15 protein-coding genes and 1 pseudogene are annotated in these 16,776 nt (G+C 73.3%); 6 read left to right on the forward strand and 10 right to left on the reverse strand.

Translation table 11 applies throughout. The features are described from left to right. Positions 1–99: 99 nt before the first annotated feature. Positions 100–1,410 (forward strand): streptophobe family protein, encoded by a 1,311-nt coding sequence (locus tag BLW85_RS05640; protein ID WP_074991149.1) that lies wholly within the window; start codon positions 100–102, stop codon positions 1,408–1,410. Here BLW85_RS05640 and BLW85_RS05645 read toward each other — a convergent pair. Beyond that, on the reverse strand, positions 1,363–1,773 hold the full coding sequence (locus BLW85_RS05645; RefSeq protein WP_070026650.1) for a hypothetical protein: 411 nt from the start codon (positions 1,771–1,773) through the stop codon (positions 1,363–1,365). The genes BLW85_RS05640 and BLW85_RS05645 overlap by 48 nt on opposite strands. A gap of 316 nt (positions 1,774–2,089) precedes the next feature. On the opposite strand from BLW85_RS05645, the gene BLW85_RS05650 reads away from it, so the two are divergent. Next, positions 2,090–2,473 carry a nuclear transport factor 2 family protein gene (locus BLW85_RS05650; RefSeq protein ID WP_074991151.1) on the forward strand — a complete coding sequence of 128 codons (384 nt, stop codon included), beginning with the start codon at positions 2,090–2,092 and terminating at the stop codon, positions 2,471–2,473. A gap of 105 nt (positions 2,474–2,578) precedes the next feature. Here BLW85_RS05650 and mgrA read toward each other — a convergent pair whose 3' ends face one another. Continuing rightward, positions 2,579–3,571 carry an L-glyceraldehyde 3-phosphate reductase gene (gene mgrA, locus BLW85_RS05655; RefSeq protein WP_070026648.1) on the reverse strand — a complete coding sequence of 331 codons (993 nt, stop codon included), beginning with the start codon at positions 3,569–3,571 and terminating at the stop codon, positions 2,579–2,581. Between the two features lie 109 nt (positions 3,572–3,680). On the opposite strand from mgrA, the gene BLW85_RS05660 reads away from it, so the two are divergent. Together BLW85_RS05660 and BLW85_RS05665 are read left to right on the forward strand one after the other, a co-directional pair. Beyond that, complete coding sequence (locus BLW85_RS05660; protein WP_074991153.1) at positions 3,681–4,577, forward strand: LysR family transcriptional regulator; 897 nt, start codon at positions 3,681–3,683, stop codon at positions 4,575–4,577. Between the two features lie 43 nt (positions 4,578–4,620). Beyond that, complete coding sequence (locus tag BLW85_RS05665) at positions 4,621–5,136, forward strand: mycothiol transferase (protein WP_107409272.1); 516 nt, start codon at positions 4,621–4,623, stop codon at positions 5,134–5,136. On the opposite strand, the gene BLW85_RS05670 is transcribed toward BLW85_RS05665, so the two are convergent. The 5 genes and pseudogenes from BLW85_RS05670 to BLW85_RS05690 form a co-directional block, all read right to left on the reverse strand. Continuing rightward, positions 5,118–6,188 (reverse strand): adenosine deaminase, encoded by a 1,071-nt coding sequence (locus tag BLW85_RS05670; protein WP_074991159.1) that lies wholly within the window; start codon positions 6,186–6,188, stop codon positions 5,118–5,120. The two genes, BLW85_RS05665 and BLW85_RS05670, sit on opposite strands and share 19 nt — an antisense overlap. 156 nt (positions 6,189–6,344) lie before the next feature. After that, complete coding sequence (locus BLW85_RS05675) at positions 6,345–7,271, reverse strand: M56 family metallopeptidase (RefSeq protein ID WP_070026644.1); 927 nt, start codon at positions 7,269–7,271, stop codon at positions 6,345–6,347. After that, the gene (locus BLW85_RS05680; RefSeq protein WP_070026643.1) at positions 7,268–7,648 is read right to left on the reverse strand and encodes a BlaI/MecI/CopY family transcriptional regulator; all 381 of its coding nucleotides are present in this window, start codon (positions 7,646–7,648) and stop codon (positions 7,268–7,270) included. Before BLW85_RS05680 ends, BLW85_RS05675 begins: the two co-directional genes overlap by 4 nt. 170 nt (positions 7,649–7,818) lie before the next feature. After that, positions 7,819–8,724, reverse strand: coding sequence for an aldo/keto reductase (locus BLW85_RS05685; RefSeq protein WP_074991161.1), 906 nt, complete (start codon positions 8,722–8,724; stop codon positions 7,819–7,821). 243 nt (positions 8,725–8,967) lie between these two features. After that, positions 8,968–9,479: pseudogene (locus tag BLW85_RS05690) on the reverse strand (HXXEE domain-containing protein). A 199-nt stretch (positions 9,480–9,678) separates the two neighbouring features. On the opposite strand from BLW85_RS05690, the gene BLW85_RS05695 reads away from it, so the two are divergent. Further along, positions 9,679–10,116: an SPW repeat protein gene (locus BLW85_RS05695; protein WP_074991163.1), complete on the forward strand. Its 438-nt coding sequence runs from the start codon at positions 9,679–9,681 to the stop codon at positions 10,114–10,116. A gap of 126 nt (positions 10,117–10,242) precedes the next feature. Here BLW85_RS05695 and BLW85_RS05700 read toward each other — a convergent pair whose 3' ends face one another. Both BLW85_RS05700 and BLW85_RS05705 read right to left on the reverse strand, forming a co-directional pair. Beyond that, a complete protein-coding gene (locus BLW85_RS05700) occupies positions 10,243–10,773 on the reverse strand; it encodes a GNAT family N-acetyltransferase (protein ID WP_074991165.1) in 531 nt (176 codons plus the stop codon). Positions 10,774–10,851: 78 nt separating this feature from the next. Then, complete coding sequence (locus BLW85_RS05705) at positions 10,852–12,312, reverse strand: APC family permease (protein ID WP_074991167.1); 1,461 nt, start codon at positions 12,310–12,312, stop codon at positions 10,852–10,854. Positions 12,313–12,498: 186 nt separating this feature from the next. On the opposite strand from BLW85_RS05705, the gene BLW85_RS05710 reads away from it, so the two are divergent. Beyond that, positions 12,499–15,240 carry a glycoside hydrolase family 2 protein gene (locus BLW85_RS05710; protein WP_074991170.1) on the forward strand — a complete coding sequence of 914 codons (2,742 nt, stop codon included), beginning with the start codon at positions 12,499–12,501 and terminating at the stop codon, positions 15,238–15,240. 48 nt (positions 15,241–15,288) lie between these two features. On the opposite strand, the gene BLW85_RS05715 is transcribed toward BLW85_RS05710, so the two are convergent. Then, entirely contained in the window at positions 15,289–16,758 is a 1,470-nt protein-coding gene (locus BLW85_RS05715) for a M6 family metallopeptidase (RefSeq protein WP_074991173.1), read from the reverse strand. Positions 16,759–16,776 lie beyond the last annotated feature (18 nt).

Genomic DNA, 16,776 nt, shown 5'->3' on the forward strand with positions numbered 1-16,776 from the left:
ACCGCGCACAGTGGCACGCGTCACGGCGCCGGACCGGCCCGCGGCGCGGACGGACCACCCGGCGGGCAGGGAGCCCGGTCGCTGCCTAGCGTGGCAGACGTGAGCCCTGTGACCGTCTGCGTGCGGCCCGCCGCCCGGCACGGCCTGCCCGAGGCCCTGGCCGTGGTGCTGACCGGGGTCGCGGTGATGGTGCTGGTGGCCGCGGCCGGGCTGTGGGCGGCGGGTGCGGCGGGGCTGCCCGACGGCGCGTTCCCACGGGTGCTGGCCGCCACCGTGGTCACGGCGGTCGGCGGCAGCGTCCGGCTCACCGGGAACGCGGGTACCCTGGCCAGGACCGAGGCCGGTATCACCGTACTCCCCCTGTCGGTGGCGCTCGCCGGTGCCCTGGTGATCGGTGCGGGCTTCCTGCGTCCGCTGCGGCACCGGACGGTCGTCACGGCCGGGGAACTGGCCCGCTGGGCCGCCCGCATCGTGGTGCTGTGGCTGCTCGCGCTGACCGGGCTCGCCTTCGCGGCCCGGCAGACGTTCGCGGTGGACGTGGGCAGTGGGACCCTCAGCGATCTCACGCAGTTGTTCGAGGCGGAGCCGCGGATCGGGTTCGCCGCGGACGTGCCGTCGAGTGTGCTGTTCGCGCTGCTGTGGCTGGCCGGGGTGCTGGTGATCGCGCTCCTGGTCGCGCGCGGGGTGCCACTGCCGGGGCGGCTGCCGCACCGGCGGGCGCGGGTGCGGCCCGCGGCCCGCGCGATGGTGGAACTGCTGCTGGCCGCCGTCGTCGTGGGCCTCGTCGTCGCGCTGGTCACGGCGGGCACCCGGGGGCATGCCCGGACGACGTTCGCGCTGATCCTGCTCGGCCTGCCCAATCTGGTGTGGCCGGCGCTGACCGTCGGCCTCGGGGCGACCTGGCAGGGCCGGGTGGACGGCCCGTTCGGGCTGCCGGTGCCGCACATCCTGGACGTGCTGCTGCGCACCCCGGACGTCTCCGAGCTGAACCTGCGCACGCTGACCGGGTACGACGGGCGGATGTGGTGGCTGCCGGTGGCCGCCGGGGCGCTGCTGCTGGTCGCGGCGGTCCGGGCGGCGCTGCGCTCGCCGGCCGGCACCCCGTTGTGGTCGGCCGCCGTGCGGCTGGGGGTCGCACTGGCCCTGACGGTGCTGATGATCTGTCTGCTGTGCCGGGTCTCCGCCCACTACGGGCTGTCCCTGCTGGGCATCGGTGATCTGGGCGGCGGTCTGTCCGGGGAGCTGCTGCTCAGGCCGGTGCTGTGGCAGGCGGTCGGGCTGGGCGCCCTGTGGGGGCTGGTCGCCGGTTTCCTGGGCGCCCTGCTCGCCCGCCCGCTGCGCCGCCACCAGGCACCGGGCCGGTCAGCCGATGGGCACGACGAGCGCGGGCACGGTGCGCTGCATCCGTAGCGCGTCGACGGACTCGGCGAGCAGTTCGTACTCGGTGGTGTCGTCGCTGGCGGCGATCCTGACCAGCCGTCCGCCCGCCAGCTCGTCGGCCACGCGCTCCTGCTGGCCGTCGTCGGCGCACCAGGCGCGCAGCAGGGCGGGGACGTCGGCCACGGTGTCGGCGACCGGCACCAGCGCCCCGGCCGGGAAGGGGGCCGCCTCCGGGCTCGGGTCCAGCCGCTCGGCGATCCAGGACGCGCGGTCGCGCAGCCACCACAGGGCCAGCGCCAGGGTCGGCGCGCGGTAGGTGCCGAGAGGTACGCCGATGCGCCGGCCGTCGCACATCCCGTACGCCGTGACATGGCACAGGAACTCGTCGTGCACGTATCACTCCCCGTCGCCTCGTCCGGGTGTGCCCGGCGGACCTCGCTCTCGGTGCGGCTCCGTGCGGTGAAGTGCCCCTCGTTGTCGAGTATCGCCCCGGCCGAAACACTGTCACCACGATTTTCCGGCCAGTCTGTCGGCATTCCTCCCGCCCTTTTTGACTTGGATGACCCGGTGTCATCGGGGCGTTGGGGCATGACCCCGGAGGTAATCGACCCGCGGGGCGGCGGTGCGGCAAGGTGTTCACACCGGGTCGGCGAGACCGCGATCCGGGTTCCGACCAGCACAGACGACCCTCGACGGAGGCTGATTCACCATGTCCGAGAACACCGACCGCTACGAGAGCGCTGCCGCCCGTTACTTCGAGGCCTGGAACGCCACCGAGCCGGAGGCGCTGCGCAAGGCGGTCGCCGCCGCGTGGACCCCGGATGGCGGCTACACCGACCCGCTCGCCGACGTCCGCGGGCACGAGGGCGTCGCCGCCGTGATCACCGCCGCGCACGAGCAGTTCCCGGGGTTCGTCTTCCGTCCGCTCGGCGCGGTGGACGGCCACCACGACACCGCGCGCTTCGGCTGGGAGCTGGTGAACGAGGCCGACGGCTCGGCGCCGGTCGCCGGGTTCGACGTGGTCACGCTGGACGCCGAGGGCCGTATCCGGCAGGTGCTGGGCTTCCTGGACCGGGTGCCGGCGGGTGCGTGACGGCACCGGGGCCCGGCTCGCCCACCCCGGACGGGGAGGAAGCCGGGCCCCGGTGGGGGCGCCGGCCCGCCGGGCCCCGGCGGGCACGGCAGGGCCGCGGCGGCCTCACGACCGTACGATCGCGTCGATCCGCTCGAGTTCCCCGGCGTCGAAGTCCAGGTTGCGCAGCGCGCCCACGCTGTCCGCCAGTTGCTCGGGGCTGCTCGCGCCGACCAGGGCGGAGGTGACCCTGCCGCCGCGCAGCACCCAGGCCAGGGCCAGCTGGGCGAGGCTCTGGCCGCGGGCGGCGGCGATCTCCGCCAGCGCGCGCAGCCGCCCGAGCAGGTCCTCGGTGACCGCCTCCGGCTTCAGGAAGGGGCTGTCGCCCGCGGCGCGGGAGCCCGCCGGGATGCCGTCGAGGTAGCGGCCGGTGAGCAGGCCCTGCTCCAGCGGGGAGTAGACGATGGAGCCGGTGCCGAGCTCGTCCAGGGCGTCGAGCAGGCCCTCGTCCTCGGGGCGCCGGTCGAGCAGGGAGTAGCGCGGCTGGTGGATGAGGAGCGGGGTGCCGAGTCCGGCGAGGATGCGGGCGGCCTGACGGGTCTGCTCGGCGGAGTAGTTGGAGATGCCGACGTAGAGCGCCTTGCCCTGCTGGACCGCCGTGTGCAGGGCGCCCATCGTCTCCTCCAGCGGAGTCTGCGGGTCGGGGCGGTGGGAGTAGAAGATGTCGACGTACTCCAGGCCCATCCGTCGCAGGCTCTGGTCCAGGGAGGCCAGCAGGTACTTGCGCGAGCCGAACTCCCCGTACGGCCCCGGCCACATCAGATAGCCGGCCTTGGTGGAGATCACCATTTCGTCGCGGTACGGGGCGAGGTCGGCGGCGAGGGCGGCGCCGAACGCGGACTCGGCGGCGCCGGGCGGCGGGCCGTAGTTGTTGGCCAGGTCGAAGTGGGTGACGCCCAGGTCGAAGGCCCGGCGCAGGATGGCCCGTTGGGTCTCCACCGGACGGTCGGGACCGAAGTTGTGCCACAGGCCGAGCGACAGCGCGGGCAGCTTCAACCCGCTGCGCCCGGTGCGCCGGTAGGGCATCTCGGCGTAACGGTCGGGGGATGCGGTGTACAACGCGACTCCAGGGGATGGGCGTGGATCTACGGACCCCAGGATTCCCCGGAGGGCGGCCAGCGGTCCAACCGGAGAATCGGATGGAATTGAGCGACTAGGCTGCTCAATCATGGAACTGCGCCATCTCCAGCACTTCGTCGCGGTCGCCGAGGACCAGCACTTCACCCGGGCCGCCGAGCGCCTGATGGTGTCCCAGTCGGGCCTGTCCGCGTCCATCCGGGCGCTGGAGCGGGAGCTGCGGGCGCCGCTGTTCGTGCGCACCACCCGGCGCGTGACGCTGACGGAGGCGGGGCGGGCGCTGCTGGTGGAGGCCGAGCGGGTGCTCGCGCAGGTGCGCGCGGCGCACGAGGCGGTGGCCGCGGTGCAGGGCGTGCTGCGCGGCACGCTGGCGCTGGGCACCGAGCAGTGCATCGCCGGGGTGCACGTGGCCCGGCTGCTCGCGGCCTTCCGGGGCCGGCATCCGGACGTGGAGATCCGGCTGCGCCAGGCGGGCTCGGGCGAGCTGGCCGAGGAGGTCGCGGCCGGACGCCTCGATCTGGCGTTCGCCTACCGCACCCGGGCGGACGGCGACCAGCTGCGCTCGGTGGCGCTGACCAGTGAGCCGATGACGGTGCTGTGCCATCCGAGCCACCGGCTGACCGCCGCCGGGGCGCTGCTCGCCCCGGACGACCTCGCCGGGGAGGTGTTCGTCGACTTCCACCCGGACTGGGGTCCGCGCCGGGCCACCGACGCCGCGTTCGCCGCGGCCGGGGTACGGCGCACGGTCGCGCTGGAGGTCAACGACGTGCACAGCCTGCTGGACCTGGTGGACGAGAACCTCGGGATCGCGGTCGTGCCCCGCCACTTCCGGCACAAGCGGCCCACGCTCGCCGCGCTGCCGCTGAAGGGCACGGGCGAGGCGGAGTACGAGACGGCGGCCCTGCTGCCGCCCGAGCGCTCCACCAGCCCCGCCGCCCGCGCGCTGATCACCCTGCTGGAGACGGAGGGCGGGGCGTCGCCGTCCTGAATTGCGCACGCGGGAGCGCCGCCGATCTGTGATGGTGGACGGTATGCATGCGAAGGACATCCTCATCGACGGCTACGGCCGCATCCAGGAAGAAGTCCACGACACCCTCGACGGCCTCGGACCGGACGAGCTGAACCACCGTCCGGCCCCCGGCGCCAACACCGTCGCCTGGCTGGTCTGGCACCTCACGCGGGTACAGGACGACCATGTGGCCGACGCCTTCGGGCTCGGCCAGGTATGGCTCGAGCAGGGTTGGGAGAAACGGTTCGGCCTCGATCTGCCCCGGCAGGACATCGGGTACGGGCACACCCCCGCCAAGGTCGCCAAGGTTCGGGTCGACAGCGCCGAGCTGCTGACCGGGTACTACGACGCCGTGCACGAGCAGACCCTCGGCGCCCTGCGCTCCCTCGCCGCGAAGGACCTCGAACGCGTCGTGGACGAGCGCTGGGACCCGCCGGTCACCCTGGGGGTGCGCCTGGTGAGCGTCCTGTCCGACGATCTCCAGCACATCGGACAGGCCGCCTACCTCAAGGGTCTGCTTCAGAGCACGGGCGCGTAACCGGGCAGGATCACGTCCTCGATGAGGGCCTTGCGCTCGTCGAACGGGATGAACGCGCTCTTGACGGCGTTCACCGTGACGGTGCGCAGGTCCTCGGCCGTCCAGCCGGCCTCCTCGACCAGCAGCCCCATCTCCCGGGTCATCGTCGTCCCCGACACCAGCCGGTTGTCGGTGTTCACGGTGACCCGGAAGCCGAGGTCCTTCAGCGCCGTGACGGGGTGCTCGGCGATCGAGGTGGCGCAGCCGGTCTGGAGGTTGGAGGTGGGGCACATCTCCAGGGCGATCCGGCGGTCGCGCACCCAGGAGGCGAGCCGGCCGAGCTTGCCGTCCACGATGTCCTCGGTCAGGCGCACCCCGTGTCCGATGCGCTGGGCACCGCACACCTGGACGGCCTGGTGGATGCTGGGCAGCCCGTACGCCTCCCCGGCGTGGATGGTGAACGGCACGCTCTCGCGGCGCAGGTGCTCGAAGGCGGCCAGGTGGTCGGCGGGCGGGAAGCCGTCCTCGGCACCGGCGATGTCGAAGCCGACGACCCCCGCGTCCCGGTAGGCGACGGCCAGGTCGGCGGCCTCCCGGACCCGGTCGAACATCCGCATGCCGCACAGCAGCGTGCCGACCCGCACCGGGGTTCCGGCGGCCGCCGCCTTCGCCATGCCGGCGGCCAGGCCCTCCTGCACCGCCTCCACCACCTCGGCGAGGCCCAGCCCGCCGCGGGTGTTCAGCTCGGGGGCGTAGCGCACCTCGCCGTAGACCACGCCGTCGGCGGCGAGGTCGAGCACGTACTCCTCGGCGGTGCGCAGCAGGCCCTCGCGGGTCTGCATGACGGCGAGGGTGTGCTCGAAGGTGGCTATGTAGCGCACCAGGTCACCGGAGTTGGCGGCCTCGACGTACCAGGCGGCCAGCTCGTCCGGGTCGGTGGTGGGCAGCCGGTGGCCGGCCTCGGCGGCCAGCTCCACGACGGTGGCGGGACGCAGACCGCCGTCGAGGTGGTCGTGCAGCACGGCCTTGGGCAGGCGGGCGATGGTGTCGGTGTCGATGCGGGGGGCGGTCATGGCAGGGCGTTCCTCAGCGGGTTGTACCGGGGTCGATCAAGGCGGCCGACGGTGCCGACGGGGGTGGTTAGCCGGTGAGGTTATACGTAAAACGACGCGGACGCCACTTCCTTGTCTACGCGCGTTACCCGGTGCGGTGACCGGGGTCTCGGTGCGTCAGGGCGTCTCCTCGCCCTGCGCCACCTCCACCCGGTGATGGAAGTCCGCCAGCCCCGCCCCGGCGGTCACGCCGGACAGGGCGGTGCAGACGACGAGCAGGGCGGCGACGGCGCGCCCGGCGCGGGGTGCCCGAGGGGTGTCCAGGAGGGCCTGGACCCGCTGGGGCACGGGCCCCGCGGTCGCGGCGGCGGCGAAGTCGGGGCGCGGGGTGCCGGCCGCGTGCCCGGCGAGCGCGGCGCGGGCGATGGCCCGGGCGGTCAGCCGCCGGTCGCCCACCGAGGCGGCCGCGGCCTCGTCGGCGGTGCGCTCCACGGCGAGCCGGATGGTCTCGCGGACCGGGCGCAGGGCCGGGTGGCAGTGCGCGGCGAGTTCGGCGGCGGCGAGGAAGTAGTGGTGGCCGCCCTCGTTGTGGGCCCGCTCGTGCGCGAACAGCGCCTCCCGCTCGGCGCCGTCGAGGCTGCGCAGCATGGCGGTGGTGACGACGATGCGGTGCGGGCGGCCGGGCAGGGCGTAGGCGTCGGGGCGGGGCGAGTCCACCACGCACAGGTCACCGGCGGCGGGACCGCTGCCGGCCTCGGTGCGGGCCGCCCGGAAGGCCCGGCTCTGCCGCAGCACCGACCGCACGAGGGTCCAGGAGCAGACCGCGAGGACGCCGACGGAGGTGGCGGCGGCCGGTACGACGATCAGGGCCGGTGCGGTGTGCAGCGGGTGGGTCAACTCGCCGAACGCGGCGAAGAGGGGGAGCTTGAGCAGCCCGATCAGCACGAAGGCGCCCAGCGCGGCGAGCGAGCAGCCCGCGAGCGCGACCGCGCAGCCGGTGACCGCCCACAGCGCGGCGGCCGGGGCCAGCCGGGCCAGCGCCCGCCGGGCCAGCGCCGGCAGCACGCAGGGCAGCAGCAGGGGCAGCAACAGCAGCGCGGTCATCGGCCGTCGGATTCCAGCAGGTCCCGCAGGATGCGCTCGTCGTCCGGGCTGAGCTGGGCGACGAAGCGGGCGAGCACCGTCTGCCGGTCGCTGTCCCGGTCCAGTTCGCTGTGCATCCGGCGGGCCGTGAGGCCATGGGCGTCCTGGACCTCCTGGACCGGGGAGTACACATAGCCGCGCCCCTTGCGCTGCCGCTCGACGACGCCCTTGTCGTGCAGCCTGCTGAGGATCGTCGTCACCGTCGTGCGGGCCAGGTCCGCGCCCAGGACGGCCTGGACCTGTCCGGGGGTGCGGGGCCCGCCGGCGGCCCAGAGCGCGGCCAAGACGCTCGCCTCCAGTTCACCGGCCGGCCGGCGTTCGTCCTTGCCGTCGGTCATGGATACGTTCTCACCCCGTCCTCGTCGTGTGCGGACCGTCTACACGATGGTAGTCATACGGGCGCCCGGAACCGCCCCGGACCGCCGGCGGTGTCCGAGTGGGTGACGTCGCGGGGTCCGGCCGTGCCGTCGTCCCTGCCCCCGGCCGGCCGGTACCCGCCGGGGAGCCCCTACGCCCGAGGCGCCGCCGCACGGAGCCGGCCCAGCTCGCCGGGGGTGAGGCGCAGGGCGCCGGCGGCGATGTTCTGTACGAGGTGGTCGGGGTTTCCGGTGCCGGGGATGGCGAGGACGTGCGGGCCCTGCTGGAGGGTCCAGGCGAGCCGCACCTGGGCGGGGCTCGCCCCGTGCGCGCGGGCCACGGCCCGTACCTCGTCGTCCGGGCCCGGCTCGACGGCACCGGCCTCGGCGCCCTTGCCGGCCATGGCGTAGTACGGCACGAAGGCGATGCCGCGCTCGCCGCACATCCGCAGCAGCTCGTCGGCCTCGGGGTCGGGGGTGCCGAGGCCGTACCGGTTCTGCACGGCGACGACCGGGGCTACGCCCAGCGCCTCGGTCAGGTGCCGGGGCGAGACGCACGAGACGCCGAGGTGGCGGATCAGCCCCGCCTCGCGCAGTTCGGCGAGGGCGCCGAAGTGCTCGGCGATGGAGTCCTGGCGCATCCGGCGCAGATAGACCAGGTCGAGGTGGTCGCGGCCGAGCTGGCGCAGGTTCTCCTCGACATGGCCGCGCAGCTGGTCGGGGCGCGCGGAGGTGCCCCACTCGCCGGACCATTCCCGGAACGGGCCCACCTTGACGGCGATCACCAGGTCGTCGGCGTACGGGGCGAGGGCCGTGTTGATCAGTTCGTTGGCGGAGCGGCGGGCGGAGAAGTAGAAGGCGGCGGTGTCGATGTGGTTCACGCCGAGTTCGACGGCCCGGCGCAGCACGGTGATCGAGCGCTCCCGGTCGCTGGGCGTGCCCAGGTGGAAGGCGGCGCTGCCGGTGAGCCGCATGGCCCCGAGGCCGACGCGGTGCACGGTCAGATCGCCCATCCGGAAGCTGCCGGAGGCTTGCGCGGTGACTGTTTCGGAGATCATTCGGCGGAGTGTGCCACACACACCGTGGGCGGCCTCGCCCGGCGAACTCCCTTGCCCCGCCGGTCGATCGGCCCGCCCCGGCCCCGGCCGGTCACCGGCCCCGCGAACGCCGACGCGCCCAGGGCGGCAGCCGCCACGCCCCACCGACCCGGCGCCCGGCGCACAGCCGGGGCCGGCCGATCCAGGCCACCGGCCGGACCCCGGAACACGGGCCCCGCTCCCCCGCTCGCGCCCCCGCAGGTCTCAGCGGTGGCGCAGGCGGTGGGACAGGGCGTGGGCGCCGGCCGTGGCCGCCGCGGCGAACGCCAGGCGCCGGGCCGCGTCGCGTGGGCGGGTGGGCCGCAGCACCCCGGCGGCACGCAGCCGGGAGCGTGCCCACAGGGTGAAGGGCAGCACCAGCACCGGTGTGGTCGCCGAGCCCGGGGTGTGGCGCGCACGAGGGCCGCCTGTGCCAGATGGACCAGGCCGTGCGGGCCGAAGGCGTTGAGCGCGGTCTGGTACACGGCGGAGCGCCCGCCCGTGCGCCATCCGTCGGCGGCGGCCGCGCACACGACGACCGCCATCGCGGCGACCGCCGTGTCGAAGCCCCTCCGGTCCACGGACTCCAGCCCCCGCCACACCGCCTCGGGCACCCCGGTCAACCGTTCGCGCAGCTCGGGCACCCGGGCGCGCAGCCGGCGCGGCACCATGACGATCTCTTCGATGTCGTGCAGGGTCCACACGGCGGGCAGTCCGAGGGTGACCGAGGCCCCCACACCTCGCGATGCGCATGTCAGGAAAAGGCAGTCTGTCAGGGCCGGTTGATCGCCCGCGAGCCGCTCCCCGACCTCCGTACATCACAATCCGCCCCGCTCTACACATAAGCCATGAATAAGAGCAAAATGGGTAGTGCCGCGCTTCCCGAACGACGCGGCGGAAGCGGTCTGGCCCGCACAGCCGAAGGAGACGAGAGTCATGGCCAACGTCTCGCACAGGGGCGACATGTCGACCCATCCCGATGTCGGCGAAATGCGGGAACGCTACGCCCGCATGCTCGGCGGCCGTGATGTGGCGCTCGTGGACGGGCCTGTGTTCCTGCTCGGCCTGTACTGCGCGGCGTCCCCCTGGATCGTGCACTACACCACCAGCCAGCCCGCGCTGATGACCCACAACCTGATCATGGGCATCGCCATCGGGCTGCTGGCACTCGGCTTCACCAGGGCGCCCGAGCGGATGTACGGCCTCAGCTGGGCCATGTGCGCGCTGGGCATCTGGATGATCATCGCTCCCTGGATCGTGGGCAGCGCCCCGGACACCGGCGTGATCATCAACAACGTCGTCATCGGAGCGCTGACGCTCGCCCTCGGACTCGTCTGCGCCGCCACGGCGGCGAAGAGCACCCCCAGGCCCTAGCGGGGAAGGAAGCACAACGGGAGAGCACGGGAAGGAGAGACCGTCGAGCAAGGGAAGAAGCGCAAGGAAGGAAGAACGACGGAGGGCCGGTGCGCCCCGTGCGGACCGGCCCTCCCGCCTGTCCGGTCAGGGCCGCACGGTCAGGGAGATCCACAGGTCCGGCGGCAGCTCCGGGCGGCCCGGCACCGGCCGCGCCTCACGGGTCCAGCCGCCCGGGGCGAGGTCCTCGGCGAGGCGGTGCCAGAACGCGACCGCCCCCGGGTTGTTCTCCTGGAACGCGATTTCCCAGCGCCCTGGATGCCGTCGCAGCACCTCCCGCGCGGCCCGCAGACCGACCCCGGCGCGCCGCGCCCCGCGCGCCACGAAGAAGCTGTTGAGCACCCGCACCGGACCGTCGAGCCCGCGCACGAAGGCGAGCCCGGCGGCGCGATCACCGCGGGTCAGCAGGTAGGGCGCCCAGCCGGGCGCGGAGAAGGCGGCGTCGACGCGCTCGCTGCGGAAGGTGCCGTCGGCGGCGGGCAGGTCGCCCTGGAACTCGGACAGGTCGTGGCGGAACATCAGCCACAGCCGCTCGACGGCGGGCCGGTCCGCCGGGGTCGCGGGGCGGACGCGGACTTCCGTGTCGTCACTGGTGGTGCGGATCTGGTTCTCTGTCATGAACGAAAGCCTCCCCGGCGGACTTCGTCCGTGCCGGGGAGGCTTTCACGTCGAGCAGGGATCTTAGCGCATCGAGCCTCAGACCGCCTCCGCCTCCGCCTCCGCCTGCGCCTTCCCAGCCGCCAGGAAGTCCTCGCCGATCTCCTTCGCCCCGAACGGCCAGACCCGCTCCAGCGCGGCCCACACCAGGAAGGCCACGCACCCGAGGACGAGCCAGGCCAGGGACCACTCGATGGGGTGGCGGCCCGGGGAGTTGCGGTCGGCGTAGCCGTAGATCACGCACCAGCCGACGAAGGCCACGAGGCCGGGCACCGGGTAGAGCCACATCCGGTACGGCCGGTGCAGGCCCGGCTGCCGGGCGCGCAGCACCGTCAGCGCGACGATCTGGGCGAGCGCCTGGACGATCACCATCACCGTGGTGAGCAGCTGGATCAGGGTGGCGAGATCGGTGTGCCGGCCGATCAGGAAGCCGACGGCGGTGATCACGCCCATGGTGGCCAGGCCCAGGGTGGGGAAGCGGTGCCGGGGGTGCAGCCGCTCGTACGGCCGGAAGAAGACCCGGTCGCGCGCCGCGTCGTACGGCACCCGGGAGCCGCCCAGCAGGCCCGTGAACACCGAGGCGAACGCGGTGACCAGGATGAGCACGGTGACCGTGTCGGCGGCTCCCCTCCCCCATGTCCTCTCCAGCACCGCGGAGGCCACCGAGGTGGCGGCGACGTCGTGCGGGTCCGTCATGCGGTGCCAGTCGACGACGCCGAGCGTGCCAATCTGGAGCAGCAGGTAGATCGCCATGATGCCGGCGATCGACAGGAGGATGGAGCGCGGCAGGACCCGGCCGGGGTCCTTGATCTCGGCGCCCATGTAGGCGGTGGTGTTGTAGCCGAGGTAGTCGTAGACGCCGATGGTCAGGCCCGCGGCGAACCCGGTCCAGAAGGCGCCGTCGGTCAGGTCGAAGGCGTGCGCCGGGTAGGCGAAGGCGAGGTGCGGGCTGAAGTGCGAGGCGGCGGCCGCGATCACCAGGACCACCGAGGCGATCATCACGGTCCACATCACCGCGGTGATCCGCGCGATGTGCTCGATGCCGCGCCACAGCAGGAGCACCACCAGGGCGATGACGCCCAGGCCGATCAGATCGCCGGCGGTCCGGCCGAGGCCGGGGGCGAGGTAGCCGAGGTACTGGACGAAACCGACCACGCCGGTGGACATGATCAGCGGGATGAAGAGCATCGCCGTCCACACGAACAGGAACGGCATCAGCCGGCCGGTGCGGTACTGGAAGGCCTGGCGCAGATAGACGTAGCTGCCGCCGGAGCCGGGCATGGAGGCGCCCAGTTCGGCCCAGACCAGCCCGTCGCACAGGGCCAGCACCGCGCCCGCGACGAAACCGATAACCGCCTGCGGACCGCCGAACGCGGCGACCATCAGCGGGATGGTGACGAAGGGGCCGATGCCGCACATCTGGCTCATGTTGATGGCCGTGGCCTGGAACAGCCCGACCCGTCGCACGAAGCCGCCCGGGGGCGGCGGGCTACCGGACATGGGGACTCCTGGGACCGTCGGGGAGGCGTCGGGTAGGGGACCTTACGAGAATCCGGGCGCCGGGAGAAGGAAGGTGACGGAGATTCAGCGGGCGCCGGGGCGGGGGTCGTTGACAGTGTCCGGGGGGCCGCCTAGCTTAAGCCCGGTTAGTAAAGTTTCCTAACTTTGCGAGCCTGGAGACCGTCTGTGTTCCCTCGCCCCGCCCCCGGCCTGAGGCTCGCCGCGGCCACCGGCCTCCTCGCCCTGCTCGGCTCCCTCGCCACCGGCGCCTGGGTGGACCCCCGCTCCCCCGGGCCCCCGCTGCGGCCCGTCGCGGCGCCGATGGGCCCCGCCCGGACCACCGAGGTGGCCCCGGCCGCCGGTGCCGCCACCCCGCTGGCCGGCTACGCCATCCAGTCCACGGCGCGCACGGCCGACTCCCCGGCCGCCGTCTCCTCCCCCGGCTACCCGGCGCGGGGCTGGTACCCGGCGGGCCCCCGCTCCACCGTGCTGGCCGCGCTGCTCGCCGCCGGGAAGTACCCCGACCCGTTCCGCTCCACCAACCTGGAGAAGATCCCGAAGGCCGACTTCGAGGTGCCCTGGTGGTACCGCGCCGACTTCCTCCTGCGCGACACCGGCCGGCGCACCTACCTCGACTTCAGCGGGGTCGTCTCGGCGGCCGACGTCTACCTCAACGGCCACCGGGTGGCCCGGGCCGCGGACGTGACCGGTGCGTACACCCGGCACGAGCTGGACGTCACCGCGCTGGTCCGGGCCGGCCGCAACACGGTCGCCTTCCGCATCCGGCCCAACCAGCCGAGCAAGGACCTGACCATGGGGTGGCTCGACTGGCTCCAGCCGCCGCCGGACCGGAACATGGGCATCGTCCGGGACGTACTGGTGCGCCGGGGCGGGCCGGTGGCGCTGCGCGACGCGCACGTGGTCACCAGGCTGGCCGTGCCGTCCCTGGCCACCGCCGACCTGACGGTGCGGGCGAAGGTGCGCAACGACACCGGTTCCCCGGTCACCGCGGAGGTCGCCGGCCGGGTCGCCGGGACGCGTCTGCGCACGACCGTACGGCTCGCCGCGCACGAGACGAGGACCGTCACCTTCTCCCCCGCAGACGTTCCCGGGCTGCGCCTGACCGCGCCGAGGGTGTGGTGGCCGGCCGGGATGGGCGGGCAGCCGCTGTACTCCCTCGACCTCACCGCGAGCGTGTCCGGCACGCCGTCGGACACCGCGCACGAGACCTTCGGCATCCGGGACGTCCAGGCGCCGCTGAACGCCGCCGGGGCCCGCCAGTACCGGATCAACGGGCGCCCGCTGCTGGTCAGGGGCGGCGGCTGGTCACCCGACGAGTTCCTGCGCTGGGACCCCCGCTACGTCGAGGACCGGCTGCGGTACGCCGTCGACCTCGGCCTCAACACCCTGCGCCTGGAAGGGCATCTGGAGCCGGACGAGTTCTTCGCGCTGTCGGACCGGTACGGCGTGCTGACCCTGCCCGGCTGGGAGTGCTGCGACAAGTGGGAGGGCCAGGTCAACGGCACGGAGAACGGGGAGCAGTGGACCCCGGGCGACTATCCGGTGGCGAAGGCGTCGATGGCCGCCGAGGCCGCCCGGCTGCGGGACCACCCGAGCGTGCTGTCCTTCCTGATCGGCAGCGACTTCGCGCCCGACGCCAGGATCGAGAAGGACTACCTGGACGCCCTGCGCGACGCCGACTGGAACCTCCCGGTGATCCCCGCCGCCTCCGACAAGTCCTCGCCGCGGCTCGGCCGTTCGGGCATGAAGATGACCGGCCCCTACGACTGGGTGCCGCCCGGTTACTGGTACGCGAAGCGCGAGGGCGGCGCGACCGGCTTCAACTCCGAGACCAGCGCGGGCCCGAGCGTGCCCACCCTGGACACCCTGCGCCGGATGCTCACCCCGGCCGAACTCGACACCCTCTGGAAGGACCCGAAGGCGAAGCAGTACCACCGCTCGCCCTCCGCCACCTTCGGCACGCTGGCGCTGTACGACGACGCCCTCGCCGCCCGCTACGGCTCCCCCGCCGGCCTCGCCGACTACGTGCGCAAGGCGCAACTGGCCCAGTACGAGAACGTGCGCGCCCAGTTCGAGGCGTACGGACGCAACGCGACCGACACCGACGCGCCCGCGACCGGGGTCGTGCACTGGATGTTCAACAGCGGCTGGACCTCCCTGCACTGGCAGCTGACGGACCGTTATCTCGACCAGGGCGGCGCCTACTTCGGCGCGAAGAAGGCCAACGAGCCGCTGCACATCCAGTATTCCTACGACGACCGGACGGTGGCGGTGGTGAACAACCGGCACGCGGCCGCCGACGGTCTCACCGCGCGGGCCACGCTCTTCGACCCGGACGGCACCCTGCGCTACGACGGCAGGGCCGGCGATGTGTCGGTGGCCGGGGACGGGGCCCACGCCACCGCGCTGACCCTGCCCCGGTCGGTGCCCGGCCTGGCCCGGACGTATCTGCTGCGGCTGGTGCTGACCGACGCGGACGGCCGGGAGGTGAGCCGGAACGTGTACTGGCTGTCCACCCGCCCCGACGTCCTCGACTGGGACCGCACCACCTGGTGGTACACGCCGACGACCGGCCACGCCGACCTCACCGGCCTGGCCTCGATGGCTCGGGTCCCGGTGACGGTGACGGCCGGCACCCGGTCCGCGGGCGGTGTGTCGACCACGACCGTGACGCTGCGGAACACCACGGACGGCGCGACACCCTCGCTGCTGACGGACGTGCACCTGGTGGACGGACGCGGGGCGCCGGTGCTGCCGGTGCGCTGGTCGGACAACGAGGTCGGACTGTGGCCGGGCGAGTCGGTGACGCTGACCGCCGTCTACCGCACGGCCGACCTGCACGGCGCGGCGCCCCGGGTGCGGGTCTCCGGGTGGAACACCCCGGACCGGACCGTGCCGGCGGCATGACGAGGGGGGCGGGCCCCGCCGGGCCCGCCCCCCTGCGCGTTCCTCGGGTCAGGCGACGTTCAGCGCGGTGTCGTCCAGGACGAACGAGGTCTGGTACTTGGAGCCCTCGGTGCCGGTGAACTTCAGGGTGACGGTCTGCCCGGCGTAGCCGCTGAGGTCGAAGCTGCGCTGGGTGTAGCCGGAGGCGGCGTCCAGGTTCGAGTACGTCGCCAGGGTGCCGAGGACCGTGCCGGAGCCGTTGAGCACCTGCGCCTTGAGGGTGTCGTAGGCGGTGCTGGTCGAGGTCTCGGCCGTGTCGACGTGCAGGTAGAAGCTCAGCTTGGCCGAGGTGCAGCCGGCCGGGATCGTCACCGTCTGGGAGAGCGTGTCGGTGGTGGCGGTGCCGTAGCCGTCGAGCCAGGCGTCGTACGAGCCCGAGTGCGCGGGCTCGCTCGCGGAGTTGGTGATGACGCCGCTGGACGCGCTCCAGGTGGTGTTGCCGGACTCGAAGCCGTTGTTGCCCAGGAGCTGGCCCGCGGTGCAGGTGCCCGTGCCGCCACCGCCGGTGCCGCCACCGCCGCCGCTGGTGCCGCCGGCCCCGGCCAGCCACGCGGTGGCGTTGAGGGCGAGGGGCGCGTTGGTGGCGCCGGAGTCGTTCCAGCCGTCGTACAGGGTGTTGCCGGAGCTGCCGGTGCCGTCGTCGATCGGCGAGCTGTCGCCCCAGAAGGCGACGCGGCCGCTGCCGAAGGTGCTGGTCAGGAAGAAGGCCCCGGTGTTGCCCGAGTAACCGCTGCGGTAGACCAGGCCCTTGACGGAGGAGTTGTCGGAGGGCTTGAGGGTGGCGGTCGTCCCGTCGGCGAACAGGCTCTTGGTGACCTTGCCGAAGGAGCCGTTCAGCACCGGGTCGGTGCTGTCGTTGATCGCGGCCGGGTAGCCGGAGCTGATGTCGAGGGCGTCGATCGAGAAGCCGAACGGGTCGGAGGAGTCGACACTGTTGTTCGTCATCAGGTCGTTGAGGATCTTGACCGCGTCGGCGCCGTCGTTGTTGCGGTCGGCACCGGTGTGATCGGAGATCATGAACAGGCCGCCGCCGTTCTTCACGAAGGTCATGATCGCCGTCTTCTCGGCGGTCGTGAACAGCGTGTTGGGCTCCGGCAGCACCAGGGTGTCGAAGTTGGACAGGTCCAGCGCGGACGAGCCGCCGTAGCTCAGGCTCTGGCCGGACGGAAGCGTCTTCAGGCTGTAACCGCCGGTCTTCTGCAGTGCCACGCCCCAGGAGGACAGGGCGCCGGTCCAGTCCGTCTCGGCCGACGGGGAGGGATTCTGGGCGAGCGGGTCGGGCTGGCTGGTGGAGATGACCCAGTCGGCGTTGCCGGCCGTCTCGGCGTGGGCGTTGTCGAACAGGACGCGATGGGTGGTCGCGGTCGCCGCCCGGGCGGGCGTGCTCGCACCGGCCTGTACGGCGGCTCCGGTCAGGAGCAGGCCGAAGCCGGCGAGTGCGGTGGTGAGTCTGCGTCGGGATCTCCTGGATCCGAGCATCCGGCGAACCTCCGTCGT

It is taken from the genome of Streptomyces misionensis (assembly GCF_900104815.1).
In the GTDB taxonomy this organism is placed as follows: Bacteria; Actinomycetota; Actinomycetes; order Streptomycetales; family Streptomycetaceae; genus Streptomyces; species Streptomyces misionensis.

Coding starts and splice junctions, on each gene's coding strand:
- BLW85_RS05650 (WP_074991151.1), top strand. CDS start 2,090: ATGTCCGAGAACACCGACCGCTACGAGAGCGCTGCCGCCCGTTACTTC.
- BLW85_RS05660 (WP_074991153.1), top strand. CDS start 3,681: ATGGAACTGCGCCATCTCCAGCACTTCGTCGCGGTCGCCGAGGACCAG.
- BLW85_RS05665 (WP_107409272.1), top strand. CDS start 4,621: ATGCATGCGAAGGACATCCTCATCGACGGCTACGGCCGCATCCAGGAA.
- BLW85_RS05670 (WP_074991159.1), bottom strand. CDS start 6,188: ATGACCGCCCCCCGCATCGACACCGACACCATCGCCCGCCTGCCCAAG.
- BLW85_RS05675 (WP_070026644.1), bottom strand. CDS start 7,271: ATGACCGCGCTGCTGTTGCTGCCCCTGCTGCTGCCCTGCGTGCTGCCG.
- BLW85_RS05680 (WP_070026643.1), bottom strand. CDS start 7,648: ATGACCGACGGCAAGGACGAACGCCGGCCGGCCGGTGAACTGGAGGCG.
- BLW85_RS05685 (WP_074991161.1), bottom strand. CDS start 8,724: ATGATCTCCGAAACAGTCACCGCGCAAGCCTCCGGCAGCTTCCGGATG.
- BLW85_RS05695 (WP_074991163.1), top strand. CDS start 9,679: ATGGCCAACGTCTCGCACAGGGGCGACATGTCGACCCATCCCGATGTC.
- BLW85_RS05700 (WP_074991165.1), bottom strand. CDS start 10,773: ATGACAGAGAACCAGATCCGCACCACCAGTGACGACACGGAAGTCCGC.
- BLW85_RS05705 (WP_074991167.1), bottom strand. CDS start 12,312: ATGTCCGGTAGCCCGCCGCCCCCGGGCGGCTTCGTGCGACGGGTCGGG.
- BLW85_RS05715 (WP_074991173.1), bottom strand. CDS start 16,758: ATGCTCGGATCCAGGAGATCCCGACGCAGACTCACCACCGCACTCGCC.